17 protein-coding genes are annotated in these 16528 nt (G+C 44.1%); 9 read left to right on the forward strand and 8 right to left on the reverse strand.

The window, feature by feature from the left end; genetic code table 11:
- Positions 1-16 precede the first annotated feature (16 nt).
- The 5 genes from ACFOHL_RS16880 (at position 17) to ACFOHL_RS16900 (ending at position 3600) form a co-directional block, all read left to right on the forward strand.
- Entirely contained in the window at positions 17-658 is a 642-nt protein-coding gene (locus ACFOHL_RS16880; protein ID WP_376921418.1) for a protein-L-isoaspartate(D-aspartate) O-methyltransferase, read from the forward strand.
- A complete protein-coding gene (locus ACFOHL_RS16885; RefSeq protein ID WP_376921419.1) occupies positions 655-1233 on the forward strand; it encodes a YqaA family protein in 579 nt (192 codons plus the stop codon). Before ACFOHL_RS16880 ends, ACFOHL_RS16885 begins: the two co-directional genes overlap by 4 nt.
- Positions 1234-1386: 153 nt before the next feature.
- The gene (locus ACFOHL_RS16890) at positions 1387-2049 is read left to right on the forward strand and encodes a peptidoglycan DD-metalloendopeptidase family protein (protein WP_376921420.1); all 663 of its coding nucleotides are present in this window, start codon (positions 1387-1389) and stop codon (positions 2047-2049) included.
- A 40-nt stretch (positions 2050-2089) separates the two neighbouring features.
- Entirely contained in the window at positions 2090-3067 is a 978-nt protein-coding gene (gene rpoS / locus ACFOHL_RS16895) for an RNA polymerase sigma factor RpoS (protein ID WP_376921421.1), read from the forward strand.
- Between the two features lie 11 nt (positions 3068-3078).
- Positions 3079-3600: a hypothetical protein gene (locus ACFOHL_RS16900; protein ID WP_376921422.1), complete on the forward strand. Its 522-nt coding sequence runs from the start codon at positions 3079-3081 to the stop codon at positions 3598-3600.
- Here ACFOHL_RS16900 and folA read toward each other — a convergent pair.
- From folA to rplU, 5 genes are all read right to left on the reverse strand, one after another.
- Positions 3567-4064 (reverse strand): type 3 dihydrofolate reductase, encoded by a 498-nt coding sequence (folA, locus tag ACFOHL_RS16905; RefSeq protein WP_376921423.1) that lies wholly within the window; start codon positions 4062-4064, stop codon positions 3567-3569. The genes ACFOHL_RS16900 and folA overlap by 34 nt on opposite strands.
- Before the next feature lie 115 nt (positions 4065-4179).
- Positions 4180-4632 (reverse strand): GNAT family N-acetyltransferase, encoded by a 453-nt coding sequence (locus ACFOHL_RS16910; RefSeq protein ID WP_376921424.1) that lies wholly within the window; start codon positions 4630-4632, stop codon positions 4180-4182.
- The gene (cgtA, locus tag ACFOHL_RS16915) at positions 4629-5789 is read right to left on the reverse strand and encodes an Obg family GTPase CgtA (protein WP_376921425.1); all 1161 of its coding nucleotides are present in this window, start codon (positions 5787-5789) and stop codon (positions 4629-4631) included. The genes ACFOHL_RS16910 and cgtA overlap by 4 nt, the downstream gene beginning before the upstream one ends.
- A 292-nt stretch (positions 5790-6081) precedes the next feature.
- Complete coding sequence (gene rpmA / locus ACFOHL_RS16920; protein ID WP_376921426.1) at positions 6082-6339, reverse strand: 50S ribosomal protein L27; 258 nt, start codon at positions 6337-6339, stop codon at positions 6082-6084.
- A gap of 19 nt (positions 6340-6358) precedes the next feature.
- Positions 6359-6670 carry a 50S ribosomal protein L21 gene (gene rplU / locus ACFOHL_RS16925; RefSeq protein ID WP_376921427.1) on the reverse strand — a complete coding sequence of 104 codons (312 nt, stop codon included), beginning with the start codon at positions 6668-6670 and terminating at the stop codon, positions 6359-6361.
- 200 nt (positions 6671-6870) lie between these two features.
- Between rplU and ispB the strand changes: the two genes are divergently transcribed.
- Both ispB and ACFOHL_RS16935 read left to right on the forward strand, forming a co-directional pair.
- On the forward strand, positions 6871-7842 hold the full coding sequence (gene ispB / locus ACFOHL_RS16930; protein ID WP_376921428.1) for an octaprenyl diphosphate synthase: 972 nt from the start codon (positions 6871-6873) through the stop codon (positions 7840-7842).
- Between the two features lie 21 nt (positions 7843-7863).
- Entirely contained in the window at positions 7864-8385 is a 522-nt protein-coding gene (locus ACFOHL_RS16935; protein WP_376921429.1) for a retropepsin-like aspartic protease family protein, read from the forward strand.
- Positions 8386-8412: 27 nt separating this feature from the next.
- On the opposite strand, the gene ACFOHL_RS16940 is transcribed toward ACFOHL_RS16935, so the two are convergent.
- The 3 genes from ACFOHL_RS16940 to ACFOHL_RS16950 are packed head-to-tail and all read right to left on the reverse strand — an operon-like array spanning position 8413 to position 12822.
- Positions 8413-9438 carry an isoaspartyl peptidase/L-asparaginase family protein gene (locus ACFOHL_RS16940; protein WP_376921430.1) on the reverse strand — a complete coding sequence of 342 codons (1026 nt, stop codon included), beginning with the start codon at positions 9436-9438 and terminating at the stop codon, positions 8413-8415.
- A gap of 25 nt (positions 9439-9463) precedes the next feature.
- Positions 9464-10798: a Xaa-Pro dipeptidase gene (pepQ, locus tag ACFOHL_RS16945; RefSeq protein WP_376921431.1), complete on the reverse strand. Its 1335-nt coding sequence runs from the start codon at positions 10796-10798 to the stop codon at positions 9464-9466.
- 23 nt (positions 10799-10821) lie between these two features.
- Complete coding sequence (locus ACFOHL_RS16950) at positions 10822-12822, reverse strand: lytic transglycosylase domain-containing protein (RefSeq protein ID WP_376921432.1); 2001 nt, start codon at positions 12820-12822, stop codon at positions 10822-10824.
- A 315-nt stretch (positions 12823-13137) separates the two neighbouring features.
- Between ACFOHL_RS16950 and fadB the strand changes: the two genes are divergently transcribed.
- Together fadB and fadA are read left to right on the forward strand one after the other, a co-directional pair.
- Positions 13138-15288 (forward strand): fatty acid oxidation complex subunit alpha FadB, encoded by a 2151-nt coding sequence (fadB, locus tag ACFOHL_RS16955; RefSeq protein WP_376921433.1) that lies wholly within the window; start codon positions 13138-13140, stop codon positions 15286-15288.
- A gap of 17 nt (positions 15289-15305) precedes the next feature.
- A complete protein-coding gene (fadA, locus tag ACFOHL_RS16960) occupies positions 15306-16469 on the forward strand; it encodes an acetyl-CoA C-acyltransferase FadA (RefSeq protein WP_376921434.1) in 1164 nt (387 codons plus the stop codon).
- The last annotated feature ends 59 nt before the right edge of the window (positions 16470-16528 follow it).

Here is a 16528-nt window from a genome sequence, read left to right on the forward strand (position 1 = left end):
GGCAGTAAAGCGGACAATGAAATTGCAAGCCACTCGCAAAGGTTTACAACTCGCGGAACTCATTAGACAAGAGGGCGTAAGCCACCCCGATGTAATAAGGGTCATTGCAGCAACACCACGGGATATGTTTGTGCCAGAGGGGTTAAAACACAAAGCATATGAAAACAATGCGCTACCAATTGGTTTGGGGCAAACAATTTCACAGCCCTTCACCGTAGCCCAAATGACAGAGCAATTGCTCAACGCCCCCTTTACAATTAATAAAGTCTTAGAAATAGGCACCGGCTCAGGTTACCAAACCGCGATATTGGCGCAGTTGTTCCCTGAGGTCTACAGTGTCGAGAGAATAAAATCCTTGCAATTCCATGCCAAACGCCGAATGAATCAACTCGATCTTCATAATGTAAAAATGAAACATGGTGATGGCTGGCAAGGCTGGTCAAGTAAAGCGCCCTTTGACGCAATAATTGTCACGGCTGCCGCATCCTCATTGCCTGAAGCCTTGATTAAACAATTGAGTGAAACGGGGCGTTTGGTCATTCCAGTAGGTGAAAACCAACAAAAATTAGTACTCATAAATAAGGACAGCACAGCTTTGAAAACAGATGAGATTGGCGATGTCCGTTTTGTACCCTTAGTAGCAGGAGCACTCGCTTGAAAATATTTACTAGCCTTTATGATGCGTGTTTAAAGTGGGCTAAGCACAAACATGCAGAAAAGTATCTTGCGGGTTTAAGTTGTGCAGAAAGCACATTTTTCCCTATTCCACCCGATGTCATGCTAGCCCCCATGGTGTTGAGTCAAACTGAAAAAGCTTGGCGCTTTGCTGCTGTCACGACCATCGCTTCTGTTATCGGAGGTGTCTTAGGCTATATACTTGGCTACTTCGCTTTTGAATCATGGTTGTCTCCACTGATTAACGATTGGGGATACGGCGACAAATTGGCACTCGCTGAGCGATGGTTTGCTGACTATGGCGTTTGGGTGGTATTTTTAGCGGGCTTCTCCCCTATTCCATACAAGGTATTTACGATTAGCGCCGGTGCGCTAGCGATGCCCTTTTTGCCGTTTTTAATTGCTTCAGCTATCGGTAGAGGTCTACGCTTTTATTTGGTTGCGGCCATCATGAAATGGGGTGGTCCGCCGATGGAAGCAAAGTTAAAAGGGTATATTGAAATCATAGGCTGGTCTGTTGTAGTCATTGCGATAGTCGCATATTTTATCTTGCGATAGCGCAAAGTGTTCAGGCTTAACTACTGCTTTTACGTATTACTTGCCTTTTGCTGCTTATTAAGTGGGTGTAGCACAAGACTATCACCTGCGCCGGTTACCGAGCTTTCAACCAAATTAGCGAACACAAACAACCTAACTGAAATACGGGGTGAGGTGTATACCGTTAAACCAGGTGACACCCTGTTTTCCATCGCGTTTTACAGCGGTAATGCATACCGAGATTTAGCCAAATGGAACAATATCGCCCCACCCTATTCGATCTACCCCAATCAACTTATTCGTCTTCGTTCTTCAAATAAAAAGGTAAAAATTAAAGAAAAACTGCACTCCATAAGCGCTGATAACCAAGAATTAGTTGACGTTCCTGCACCGCAAGCGTATCGTGGCAGGGAAGAAAAGCATCGAAAAATTCAATTTGATAGATCTGGTTCCTCGACAAAATCTTATAAAGATGAAAAATGGACTTGGCCTGCAATCGGCACCAACAAAGTAGCAACGGTGGGTATTGAAGGCAGTAATCGAGGAATAGATATAAAGGGCAAAGCTGGCAGTAGTATACTCGCAGCCGCGAGTGGTAAAGTTGTTTATGCGGGCAATGCCCTAAAAGGGTATGGGAATTTAATCGTCATTAAACATGACGATGAATACTTAAGTGCATACGCACACAACGATAAAATACTAGTAACAGAACAAAGCTTTGTCAAACAGGGAGAAAAAATCGCAACAATGGGCAGTACTGGTTCCAGTGAGACCATGTTGCATTTTGAAATTAGGAAAATGGGGCGCTCGATAGACCCATTGAACTACTTACCCTAAGGAAGGTTTTGACGCAGTTAGCTTTGTGAGAGGACACACTATGGATCCACAAAGCAGTACTATTAATGAAGATGATAATACTTTCTTACTTAGCGATAACGTAGAAAGTGACATAGACTTGGCTGTGCTCGAAGAGAGTGTCGAGGATATCCCACCAAAAACTGACAAGCTCGCCCACAAGCACATTGATGCAACACAAATTTATTTAAATGAAATTGGCTATTCGCCACTGCTAACGGCTGAACAAGAAGTAAGTTATGCAAGAGCAGCACTAAAAGGCGATAAAGCCGCTAGAGAACGCATGATTGTCAGTAACCTGCGTTTGGTGGTTAAAATTGCTCGCCGATATAACAATCGAGGCCTAGCCCTCTTAGATCTAGTTGAAGAGGGTAATCTTGGGCTGATCCGAGCCGTCGAAAAGTTCGATCCCGAACGTGGTTTTCGTTTTTCAACGTACGCGACTTGGTGGATTAGGCAAACGATTGAACGCGCGCTAATGAACCAAACCCGCACTATTCGGCTACCGATTCATATAGTAAAAGAGCTCAATTTGTATCTACGCACGGCGCGTAAATTGGCGCAAACCTTAGATCATGAACCGACCGCTGAAGAAATCGCAGACGCGACTGGTGAGCCAGTGGTCAGTGTTAGTAGAATGCTAAAACTAAACGAACGAATCAGCTCAGTCGATGTACCTGTGGGTGATGATGGCGATAAAGCACTCCTCGATCTCATTGCTGACTGTAACGAAAGAGGACCAGAGACCTGTTTACAAACATCAAATATGCACAACAACATTGTGGACTGGATGGCCTTGCTCAGCCCTAAGCATAAAGAGGTATTGGCAAGACGCTATGGTTTGTTGGGTTACGAACCCTCTACTCTTGAAGAAGTAGGGTTAGAAATAGGACTTACCCGAGAACGTGTGCGACAAATTCAAGTCGAAGCCCTAAGAAAACTGAAAGATTTACTCAAACAACAAGGTCTAAGCTTAGACACGATTTTTGGAGAAGAGTAAATCTATCATCTATGCTCGCGATACGTTTAGTTGTTTCTGGCCTAGTGGCTTTTATTTCATACGCAGCGTGGGCTTGGTACGCAAATAGCCTTGTCACGAGCGATAGCATTGTTCTATTGAAAGCTGCGCTCGTTCAAGGCAGCTACAGTGCCGGTATTACACTTGGCTTTACGTACTTATTGGAGTTTTTTTACAAAAAGTTTGGGGTGAGCAATTATTGCTTGCCACTTATACTACCGCGCTGGTCTCAAGATACGCAACAAAACCCTTGTACGACTAAACTCACTTTTGAACATGCCCTACAAACGTCAAGAAAACTCTGCAAAGGCACATGCATGCCAGGGGCAATTGTATCCCCCATACCCGCACTGGTTTTGCAAAGCATTTTAGTTATTGCGGTAAATCTCGTTTTCCGCACACCCAATTTATGGTTAACCGTGCTGCCTTCGATTGTATTTAGTGCATGCTATGGATATGTATATAGTTTTGGGCTATCTCGTCAAGTAACACGGGCTAAGCTGACAAATTCGTAGTTATAGGGGTTTTTGTCATCAGCGAGATGTTTTTCCTCGCTCAACACCTCCCACTCAGCAATAGTATTGTAGTCTGGAAACGCAGTGTCTCCATCAAGCTCTGCATCAATCAAGGTGAGATGTAAGTGTGTTGCCTTCGGTAAAACAGCATCATAGACCGTGCCACCGCCAATGATCATGATTTCATCGACATCATCTGAGCTAGCCAAACTAAGTGCACTTTCTATAGTCTGTGCAGTACTGGCATCGTCAAGTTGATAACTGGGATCTCGTGATATAACTATATTGTGTCGTCCGGGCAGTGCTTTGCCGATTGACTCATAAGTCAAACGTCCCATCACAACCGGCTTTCCTAAAGTTAGCATTTTAAAATGTCGTAGATCTGCAGGTAAATGCCATGGCATTTGATTGTTTTTACCAATGATGCGATTTTTTGCCATCGCAGCAATCATAGAAATTTTCATAAAAGTTGCCTTATTTTGTTTACAGCAAGGTTCAACTGTCTGAGATACTTGGATTTTGCTTAGGGCGAACAAAAGCCAAATGAGCGAAAAAACAGCTCACAAAAAGGTAGAGAAACTATTTTTGTGCGCTGAGCAACATATCAAGATGTGGAATACCGTCTTCCAGATAATCCTCACTCACCCGCAAAAAACCAAAGCTATTGTAAAAATTTTCCAAATAGCATTGTGCGCCAATTTTAATATCTTGATTCGCCCATAAACGCTCGCACGTTTTTACGCAAAATGTGACCAGTTGTTTTCCTAAATTATTTCCTCGAGCTTGCGGAGCAACAATAATACGTCCAATACTGGGCGTCGAATACGTGAGGTCTGCGGGTAATAACCTAGCGTACGCGAGCAATACGCCATTGTTGTCAACGAACAATACATGCATGGCGTCGAGGTCACGGTTGTCAATGTCTTGATATACACAGTTTTGTTCAACGACAAACACTTCACTACGCAAACGCAGCACAGCATACAACTGATTAATAGATAGCTCTGAAAAGCTTAATACAAGGGTTTTCATTCGTTAGTATAAACAACATTTGGGTGATCATCCCAATCATCATCATCGTCGTCATCGGAGTCTGAGGTATGTTCTGAGACTACATCGTTGTGATAGTCATCCCATTTAAACCCTGTTTCCTCTGCAGAGCTTGCCATCTCTTCATCTGGCGGTAAAGAGTCCAAATATTCCATTAATTCTTGGCAAATTTCTTGGCTTCCCATTTTATGAAAAGCAGACATTTGATAATAGTCGCCTTCCCAACCCAGTTTTTCTGCAATACCGGCGCACAATGCATCGGCTTCTTCTTCCAGCAACAAGTCGACTTTGTTAAATACTAACCAACGCGGCTTGGCAGCTAGTTTAGGGCTGTACTGATCAAGTTCATTTATAATGGTTAGGGCATTTTCGACGGGATCACTGCCGTCAACAGGCATGACATCGACTAAGTGGAGCAAAACACGACAACGTTCCAAGTGCTTGAGAAATTGAATACCTAAGCCGGCGCCATCTGAAGCCCCTTCAATTAAACCCGGAATGTCAGCAATTACGAAACTCGCCTGAGCATCCAGCCTGACAACCCCTAGGTTTGGCACTAATGTAGTGAAAGGGTAATCCGCTACCTTTGGTTTAGCCGCAGATACGGAGCGAATAAAAGTAGATTTACCTGCATTGGGCAACCCAAGCAAACCAACATCAGCTAAAAGCATGAGTTCCAGTTGTAATGTTCTGATTTCTCCGGGTGTACCATCTGTTTTCTGTCTGGGTGCGCGATTGGTCGAACTTTTAAAACGCGCATTGCCTAAACCATGGAATCCACCTTGAGCAACTTTGACCTTTTGCCCATGTTTAGTTAAGTCTCCCAAGACCTCATGCGTGTCTTTATCGGTCGCGCGCGTGCCTACTGGCACCTTCAAAGTTAGGTCTTCTCCCTTGCGGCCTGTGCAATTTGTGCGTTGACCGTTTTGTCCACGCTCTGCACGATGGAAGCGCTCAAATCTGTAGTCGATCAGGGTATTTAAATTTTCATCAGCTTCTAAGTAAACACTGCCGCCATCGCCGCCGTCACCGCCATCAGGACCACCTTTAGGGATATATTTTTCCCGCCGAAAACTGATCGTGCCATTGCCGCCGTCTCCAGCTTCTACCCTGATTTCAGCTTCATCTACAAATTTCATAATGATTTATCTCGTTTTTCGTACTCAAAGACTACTAAAAAATAGTCAAAACCGCAAAATTGCCGTGGCTAACCTATTTTTGGTATAAACTGATTGTAGAGAGAGTCCTTAGTTAATTCGAAAGTCGCTTTACGCCATCCTTGGCCGCTCAACAAAAGGCATCCATGCCTTTTGATGCTTTCGAATTAACTACGGACTCTCTCTATAACCAGCTTACTTTTTAACACTGGATAGCAGGCAAATAAAAAGCCGCTGATGAAAGCGGCTTTTTCAAACTTCGTTAAGTTAAGACTTATTCAGCAACGATACTTACGTACTTGCGATTTTTTGGGCCTTTAACTTCAAATTGTACTTTGCCATCTGATAATGCGAACAAAGTGTGATCTTTGCCAATGCCTACATTGTCACCTGCGTGGAATTTAGTACCACGTTGACGTACCAGAATATTACCCGCTAGTACGTCTTGACCACCAAAACGCTTAACACCTAGGCGTTTACTAATCGAATCGCGACCGTTTTTAGTACTACCACCAGCCTTTTTATGTGCCATGTGTTCGTCTCCTACCTAATTAAGCTGAAATACCAGTGATCTTCACTTCAGTGAACCACTGGCGGTGTCCGGCCTGCTTGCGTGAATGCTTGCGGCGACGGAACTTTACTATTTTAACTTTATCACCACGACCATGAGTAACCACTTCTGCCGTTACTTTGCCGCCATCTACATAAGGTGTGCCTATTTTTACGTCATCACCAGTGCTAACCATCAAGACATTATCGAAATCTACGGTTTCACCCGGAGCAACTTCGATTTTTTCTAGACGAACGGTTTGGCCTTCAGCCACACGGTGTTGTTTACCACCACTTTGGAAAACCGCGTACATATTAATCTCCGCTCTGCGCTCATATCATAGCGCTCAATTCAAAAAACAGGGCGCGAATTGTACGTAAACTTTGCCAAGCTAGCAAGCCCTAATTAGCCTTATTTTGTGGTTTTTTTACTCAAAAATTCAAAACTGGTTCAAACCAACGATTAATGTACAATAGCCCCACATAAAAAGAATGGCATTACGTAACTCCTGGAATGGACTTAGAAAATATTCGCAAACTTTCTGAAGCTGATATGACGGCGGTCAATCAGCTGATTCAACAACAAGTAAATTCAGACGTCGCACTTATCAACCAGTTAGGCTTTTACATCGTCAATAGTGGCGGTAAGCGCCTGCGCCCTTTACTCACTGTCCTAGCTGCGCGGGCACTCAATATTCAAAGCAGTGAACATTACACGCTTGCCGCAATAATCGAGTTTATACACACTGCAACACTATTGCACGATGACGTCGTTGACGAATCGATGATGCGCCGTGGTCGCGAAACGGCCAACGCCGTATTTGGCAATCAAGCCAGTGTGCTAGTTGGCGATTTTTTGTATTCCCGCGCGTTTCAAATGATGGTTGAATTAAAGCGTATGCGTGTGATGGAAGTGTTGTCTGATGCAACCAATCGCATCGCCCAAGGCGAAGTAATGCAATTGATGAATTGTAACGACCCGAATACCACGGAACAAAGTTACCTCGAAGTCATTTACAGTAAAACCGCCAGACTCTTTGAAGCGGCGACGCAACTAGCGGCGGTGCTTACCGACCAACGAAGCGAAGTCGAAATAGCCATGCAAAGTTATGGGAAACACCTAGGCACTGCATTTCAACTTATTGACGACGTATTAGATTACACCGCTAGTGCCTCAGAGATGGGAAAAGAAGCGGGTGATGATCTCGCTGAAGGCAAGCCTACACTGCCTTTACTGCATGCTATGTGGAATGCAAAAGAGCAGGATGCGGCACTTATTCGAAGCGCCATAGAAAATGCAGACGGTATGGCTAGTTTTGATAAGATTTTGCAAATGATGAAAGACACAGGCTCACTTGAATACACCAAAAATTTAGCCGTTCAGGAAGCCAACAAAGCAAAAGCCTCGCTCGCTCTGCTACCTGAGTCTAATTATAAACTCGCACTCATTGGATTAGCCGATTTGTCGGTTAATCGCGATAGTTAAGCATGTAAGGATTACATAAAAATGCACGCCCCAGAGCAAGACGACACTAGTAAATTTGGCCGTTGGATGCTGTGGGCGGCGTGGGCGTTAATTTTTGCCCTATTGGTTTATTTTTTCTCAGGCTTTATTGAGCGTAAATACAATCCAAACCAAAACCCTTCATCGACAGTCTCAGGTGGGACAGTAGAAGTTCATCTAAAACAAAACAGTATTGGGCATTATGTGACCACCGGCTTTATCAACGGTGAGCCAGTTACCTTTTTACTCGATACAGGCGCAACAACAGTAACCATAGGTGCTCATTTGGCAAATAAATTGGGTCTGAAAGCTGGCCAGCGGTTTCAAGCACAAACGGCAAATGGCGTTGTTACTGTCGCACGAACACAAGTGCGCGAACTTCGCGTTGGTGAGATTCGTTTATACAACGTTGAAGCCAATCTGAACCCAGGTATGAATCAAGACGAAATTCTCCTTGGTATGAGTGCTTTGCGTCAGCTAGAGCTGGTGCAGCGAGGCGATACCCTATTGCTCAGATCTTTTTAGTATTTATAGGCCTGCGATTCACACACTCTATTCTGAACGGTATATAGCGACACTTACCTTCCCATTGACATCAACGGCAGCACGGTACATTCCTTCGGTATTAAAAGGCATGGCGATATTTCCCTTAGCATCAATGATAATAACACCACCAGTGCCACCCATCGGAAGTAAAACGTCATTTATTACAGTTTCTCCCGCGTCTTTAATCGATACACCTTGGTATTTGACACGAGAGCAAATATCAGCAGCGACATGATTTCGAATGAAAAACTCGCCATGCCCAGTGGCAGACACAGCACAACTGCTATTGTCCGCCCAAGTCCCCGCACCAATGATGGGAGAGTCACCGATTCTTCCCCAACGTTTGCCCGTCATGCCGCCTGTAGAGGTGCCAGCGGCAATATTACCCTTCGAATCCAATGCAACAGCCCCGACAGTCCCGAACTTGTAATCACTGGTCAAAGGATCAAGGTGTAGTGAAGCATGATCATTCTCTAAAAGACGCGCTTTAACCTTTTCAAGTGCACGTAGTCTGTGCGGAGTGTCAAAGTGATGATTATCGACCAAGGTTAAGCCCTGTGATTTAGCAAACGCTTGCGCTCCCTCTCCGCTTAACATCACGTGCACCGAATGCTCCATTACTTCTCTAGCCGCCGCGATCGGGCTAACTACCGTTTTAACACCGGCCACGGCACCTGCGTTTAAAGACTCTCCTTCCATAATAGACGCATCCAATTCATGCTCGGCCTCCCAAGTATAAACTGCTCCTACACCTGCATTGAACAAGGGCGACGCTTCCATTATTTGAATCGCTGAAATTATTGCGTCGGTGCTAGAACCGCCGTTCTGTAACACCTCATAACCTGACATCACAGCTTCACGCAACTTAGCTCGATAAGCTTGATCTTGCTTTTCAGTTAAGTTGGCTTTTGAAATCGTACCTGCACCACCATGAATGGCAATTGCAACGGGCACTTTTTCTTTGGTTGAGGCTGCTAGGCTCGAAAAGACTAAGATACTGCTAATTAAAACGCTAAATAATGATCGTCTCATTGCCATCCCTTTTTTCGGTAAATACTCAAGAGAGGCTTTCTTCCCAAAGCTCTCTTGTCATGTTTTCGGTATGTTCGCTGTGAACAATAACATTGTCTTCTATCCTGATACCACCGAAAGGTTTAAAAGCATCTACTGTGTTCCAGTTAATATACTTTGAATTTTCACTACCCTTCAACTCAGTGAGTAAGGAATCGATAAAATAAATACCCGGTTCAACAGTGAATACTTGGCGAGCTTCAATCGTTCGCATACACCTGAGGAAGGGATGAGCACTTGGTGCAGGCTTGGCTGTACCCGTATCATCAGCAACATGACCCGCTACGTCATGCACTTGAAGCCCCAGCATATGACCGATACCATGAGGAAAAAACGTACTCACAATGCCCTGCTCAACAATATCATCAGGTAGCAGATTAACAACGCCAAATTCGCTTAAAATTTTTGCAATACCGCCACAAGCCGCCTCATGTAAAGACAGATATTCTTTACCTGGCGTTACCTGACTAACCAGATATTCAGTCAAACTATCGACAGCGACGATGAGCTCTTGAAAACGATTATCCTCCATTGAGTAAGTACGCGTAATATCTGCTGCATACCCATGGTAGGACGCGCCTGCATCTATCAAAAAAGAGCGGTGTGTTGAGGGAGGAGCCTTATTGAGTAGCATGTAATGCAGTATTGACGCATTCTCGTTTAACGCAACAATATTACCATAAGGCATGTCATTTTCTGATTGCTTAGCTACCCCTAAGTATTCTTGGTTAATTTCATATTCAGATAAACCACTAAAAAAGCTTTGCTTGGCGACTTTGTGTGCTTTTACCGCAATACTATTAGCCTTGCGCATACAGTATAATTCGTAATCGGTTTTATAGGCACGATGATAGTGCAAGTAATGCAGAACTCGGTCTGGATTGAGCAAGTGCATACCTAAGGCTTTAGCGACCTCAAGGTGCTCTCCAAGATACGCATATTTGCTTAAATCATAGGGTAAGCATTGCTCCACTTTGTTTGCTTTTTTTAAGTAGTGAATATCAAAAAATGGTACCCAAAAGGCATCAGGCACTTCTGGTACCTTGTGCCAAAAATCGACAGGCAGGTAAAACACTAGTTTAGGTTTATTCTCACCGTCAATAATTAACCACGAATTAGGGTTGTCTACCACCGGAAGCCAAGATTTAAAGTGTGGATTAACCTTAAAGGGATATGGATTATCATCTAAAAACTGATAGTGAAGTTGACCAGAATGAATAATTAGCCCTTCAATTCCTTCTCTTTCAATGGCCTCTTTTGCTCTAGCTTGCATAATATCGATATGCTTTGCGTATAGCGTCTTTATACTGTCGTTATCCATTTAGTTCTCTTATTTTTATTTTGCTAAATGCGTGGACTCACTTGCGCACGCACAAATTCATCAAATACTGTGTTCTCGACCTGTTTACTCGCCAATTTGTCCTGATAGATTTGTTGGTAGGCCATCACGGCCTTGACATAATTTCGGGTTTCTTTGTAGGGAATAAGCTCGACCCAAACATCTGCATCAAGCGCTTCTTTCTTAGGCAACCATTTTTTCACTTTGTGCCATCCAGCGTTATAGGAAGCAGTCGCTAGCAAAGTATTGTCATCCAGTTTATCCATCAAATAGCGCAAATACTTGTTGCCAATTTTTGCATTTAATTCTGGTTTTAATAAGTCTCTTGAGCTTACTCGCCGCTTTTCTAGGTATTTTGCCGTACTGGGCAGTATTTGCATCAATCCCCTAGCATTTGCAGACGATACCGCATCACTCATGAAGCTACTCTCTCTTCTTGCAATTGCAAATGCCCATTCTGGTTGAATCTTGTTCTTTTTGGCCTCAGGTACGAGTAAATCATTATACGCGAGCGGAAAGCGTCGCTCTACGTCGTTCAACTCACCCATTTTTCCGAGAGTAAAAATGGTTTGGTCATGCCAGCCCCACTCAGAGCTCACTACAGCAGCGGCAAGTTTTTGTTCTTCAGTAAAGCCGCGTTGCATACTAAGCCATTCTAAACGCGCTCTGTAGTCTCGGGATAAACGCCTAAGCTCGTATGCTCTCTTAGCCGCATCCGTATTCAAAACCTGAGTTATTATGTCGTCATCTACGTCAATGGGATTGTGCTCTAAGCTGTGAGGCACACCCAGTCTAGCACTCGCCAAAAAACCGTAATAATCACGACTTCCCGCCAGTTGCTGATACAAGGCATTGGCTTCATTCGCTTTATTCATTTTTTCGTATGCACGCGCAAGCCAGTACTGAAATTGTTTTTCGTTAGTTAACTGGGGCAAACTTTTTTCTATCAATAGAGCAATCTTGTACCAATCTTGCTGTTGTAGTAGATAGGCTAAATGCCAGCGCATGGTGTCATCGTCTGGTGCTACTTCACTTGCCCTAATGAGCCAATCTTCAGCATGCTCATCACGATCAATAGCAAGACTTACCGCAAACTTATTGCTAATGATCCCCAATTGCTCCGCGCTAAAGGTTAATTTGTTTTTAGCTTTTCCAAAGGTGCGCAAAGCCAACTTGGGATCTCGCCATATGAGCCTAGAAAGTCCATAGGTCATCACTTGCGCTTCGATCAAAGGATACCGCCCCTTAAATGCACTTAGCTGTTTTACATAAGCTGGATCACGTCTTGTTTTATGCCATAAATCGGCGAGGTATTGCTTGTCCTCATTCAACAAACTCTTCAAATAAGGAATTAATGTATGTTGGCCTCCCTCTGCCGACTTTTTAATGCGATGCAAGATAAGGTCTTCACTCAGTTGCCCCGCTTTCATCCAAGATCTAAACAAAGGATCACAAGCTTTAGGCTGCGATTTCCCTACATTCCATAGTTCGGGAATTTGCTCATAAACTAAGGTTTTATCCTTAAGATCTTGATACTGAAATCGCAAAAAATGACAGCGCATTTCAGTATTTGAGCTTGCACGATAGAACTCTTGATAAAGAGATGAGCGGTTGCGTTTGAGCAAATATTTCAACCAAGGCTCGCGGACGCGCTTTGCGATGGGTGTGTCTTCGTTTTTTACAAGAAAATGCCGGATTTGCTCTGTTTTACTCAAATTCAAGCGATGAGTCAGTCGATTTGCTTCAAGATATGGGACTAGGGGATAATCGCCCAACTTAGCCAATTCATTGGCAAATTCGGTATCAGAAAGCTTCCACAACCGCCTCTCTAGCGACAAGAATGCTTCTCTTTGTTCTTCTCGCAAAGTTGAATTCATAGCAAAGTCTGCGTCTGGCTTTAATGTCCATGCTTGCACAGGGGTAGGTTCTTGCGCGGAGACCTCCCAATACATGAGCAAAAACACAATAAAAATAGCTGACCAGTACGGATATTTGCGAGTAAACAAGTAATTTCCCTTGGGCTTTTTCGTCCGGCGTTTTTAGGATCTGTTGACCCTAGACATTTTGCATGACTATAGGCCTTACACTACTACAACTATATATTTCAATGAATACATATTTATAGAAATAATAAATACATGCGTAATTTCATCGTGACATAATAATATCATCGATATTCGCTCGATATAGTTATTGCGTATCAACACATAAAGTAAATCACACCAACAGACATAAAACTATTAGCATCATTTCACTATCGGTAATCTTAGGCTAATCTTAATCAAAATAATGTCTGATTGGCTTTGTCATAGGAGAATTGCATGATTTATGAAGGCACTAATCTTTCAGTTGACCTTTTAGAAGGCAGCATTGCTGAACTTGTCTTTGATTCCTCAGGCTCTGTGAATAAATTTGACCAACAAACTATTTCAGAGTTAGCAAGCGCAATTGAAAGTATTCGCCAAACCAAGGGTGTAAAAGGTGTGTTGGTGCGATCCAACAAACCAGCCTTTGTGGTTGGTGCGGACATCACAGAATTTATGCCGCTATTTTCTCAATCAGAAGAAGCTATCCTCAGTTGGATAAGCAAGACTTCGCAAGTATTCAATGAATTTGAAGATCTGCCTTTCCCGACAATTTCAGCCATTAATGGTTTTGCGCTTGGTGGCGGATGTGAAATGGCGTTGTCAACGGATTTACGCGTCGCAGATACGAGTGCCACACTTGGCCTACCAGAAGTCAAACTGGGTATCATGCCTGGGTTTGGCGGTACGGTAAGACTTCCTCGTTTAATAGGTGCTGACAATGCCCTAGAGTGGATGGCCACTGGTCGCAATCGCAGTGCTAATCAAGCCTTAAGTGAAGGGGCGGTAGATGCTGTCGTCAAACCAGAACACTTGCTGCAAGCTGCACGTAGTATGTTAACCGACGCTATTGCAAAAAAACTTGATTGGCAAAGCCGACGTGCGTTGAAACAAAGGCCGCTTAAACTCAATAATAACGAAGCAATGATGAGTTTTTCTACAGCCGCAGCATTTGTCGCCGCACAGGCAGGCCAACACTACCCAGCCCCCCATCAAATGGTCGCAACAGTCAGAGAATCAGCAAGTTTAGCTCGGGATGAGGCCTTAAAGCTAGAGAATAAAGGCTTTGTAAAACTGGCCAAATCAGATGCCTGCAAAGCGCAAGTAGGTATATTTTTAGCCGACCAACAAGTCAAAAGCAAGGCCAAGAAGCTTGCCAAAACTGCACTTCATTCTATTGACAAACATGCCGTGATAGGGGCTGGGATCATGGGTGGGGGTATTGCCTATCAGGGTGCAGTAAAAGGCATTACCACGGTGATGAAGGATATCAGTCAAACGGCACTTGAGCTTGGGCTATCGGAGGCGGCGACAATATTGAAAAAAGGCATGTCAAAGGGCAAAGTGGACGCCGACAAAATGGCTTCCACCTTGAACAATATTGTGCCGACTTTGGATATGCAAGCTATCAGTGATGTCGACTTAGTGATTGAAGCGGTGGTAGAAAGCCCAGAGGTCAAATCTTCTGTGCTTGCCGAACTAGAAGAAAGTGTATCTAGTGAAACCATTATTACTTCGAATACTTCGACGATTTCCATAAACCATTTGGCCAAGGCCCTCAAATCCCCTCAACGGTTTTGCGGCATGCACTTTTTTAATCCCGTCCATCGAATGCCCCTCGTAGAGATAATTCGAGGTAAAGAAACCAATGAGTCAACCGTTGCCGCGGTAGTGGCAGCCACACTAAAAATGGGAAAAACACCTATTGTCGTCAAAGACTGCCCCGGTTTCTTGGTTAACCGTGTGTTGTTCCCCTATTTTGCAGGTTTCAGCAGATTAGTCCTTGATGGTGCAGATTTCGTGTCAGTAGACAAAGTGATGGAAAAAAACTTTGGTTGGCCAATGGGACCGGCTTACTTGTTAGACGTAGTAGGCTTGGACACGGCTGATCACGCTGCAGGGGTTATGTCAGCGGGCATACCGGAACGAATGCAAAAAATTGAACACGATCCGGTTAAACTATTATTTGAGGCTAATCGTTTGGGGCAAAAAAATGCTAAAGGCTTTTATAACTATAGTAAAGACAAAAGAGGCAAGCCGACCAAGCTTGCTGCGGACGAAGCTTATGCTTTGCTATTGCCTCATTCAAAAGAACAACAGGCTTATGCCGACGAAGAAATCATTGCTCGTTTGATGATCCCGATGGCAAACGAAGCTATTCGCTGCCTAGAAGAAGGCATTGTAGCAAGTGCTACTGAAGCGGATATGGCATTGATATACGGATTAGGTTTTCCACCATTTCGGGGTGGAATATTCAGATACATCGAAACAATGGGTCTGAAAAACTTTGTCGCACTTGCCGATCAATATGCACACCTTGGTGCTATTTATCAAATTTCCGACGGTGTGCGAGAAATGGCAGCAAATAACCGATCTTACTTCGCTTAAGAAAAGGGAGAAATTATATGAAAGACGTTGTAATAATTGATTGTATTCGCACGCCTATGGGACGCTCAAAAGGCGGCGTATTCAGACATGTTCGCGCTGAAGATTTATCTGCCCACTTAATGACAAGCCTACTTATGCGAAACCCCGCACTGGATCCTGCGGACATCGAAGATATTATTTGGGGCTGCGTACAACAAACTAAAGAACAGGGTTTTAACCTCGCGAGAAATGCTCAACTGTTAACTGAAATCCCACGTAGCACAGGCGCGGTCACGGTAAACCGCCTGTGCGGCTCGTCAATGCAAGCCTTGCATGACGCTTGCTCGGGCATCATGACAGGACGCGGAGATGTATACATGATAGGTGGAGTAGAGCACATGGGGCATGTCCCGATGAACTACAATATTGATTTTCACCCCGGATTGGCAAAATTTACCGCAAAAGCCTCTGGAAACATGGGTATGACAGCTGAATTATTAGGCCGCCAGAACAGTATCACTAGAGAAATGCAAGACGAATTCGGTGCGCGTTCCCATCAAAAAGCCCATGCCGCGACACTCAATGGTGGATGGCAAAACGAAATTATGCCGCTCGAAGGCCATGATGTAAATGGCGTTCTTAAGCTGATAGATACTGACGAAGTAATTCGCCCAGATACCTCAACCGAAACACTAGCAGGATTGCGTCCCGTGTTCGATCCAGTAAATGGCTCCGTTACAGCGGGTACGTCATCAGCGATCTCAGATGGTGCCGCTGCAATGCTAGTGATGTCTGCTGATAAGGCTTCAGCTTTGGGTTTAATACCTAGAGTAAAAATCCGTGCAATGGCAGTCGCTGGCTGCGATGCTGCAATCATGGGATTTGGCCCTGTTCCTGCTACTCAGAAGGCGCTTAAACGGGCAGGTTTAAGCATGCAAGATATTGAGTATGCAGAATTTAACGAAGCGTTTGCTGCACAGGCTTTATCGTGTATCAAACAACTAGGCTGGTTAGATCATTATGATGATAAGGTAAATTTAAAAGGAGGCGCGATCGCATTGGGGCACCCTTTAGGTTGTTCGGGTGCCAGAATATCCACAACCTTAATCAATATAATGGAGGATAAGGACGCAAGTCTTGGACTAGCGACAATGTGTATTGGTTTAGGACAAGGCATCGCTACTGTGTTCGAGCGAGTGTAAATATAATAAAAAAAAGCGCCAATTTGGCGCTTTCTTGAAAAAAGTGGTATCACCTATTG

Origin of the sequence: Agaribacter flavus, from assembly GCF_042646125.1 — a bacterium.
GTDB lineage: Bacteria > Pseudomonadota > Gammaproteobacteria > Enterobacterales > Alteromonadaceae > Glaciecola > Glaciecola flavus.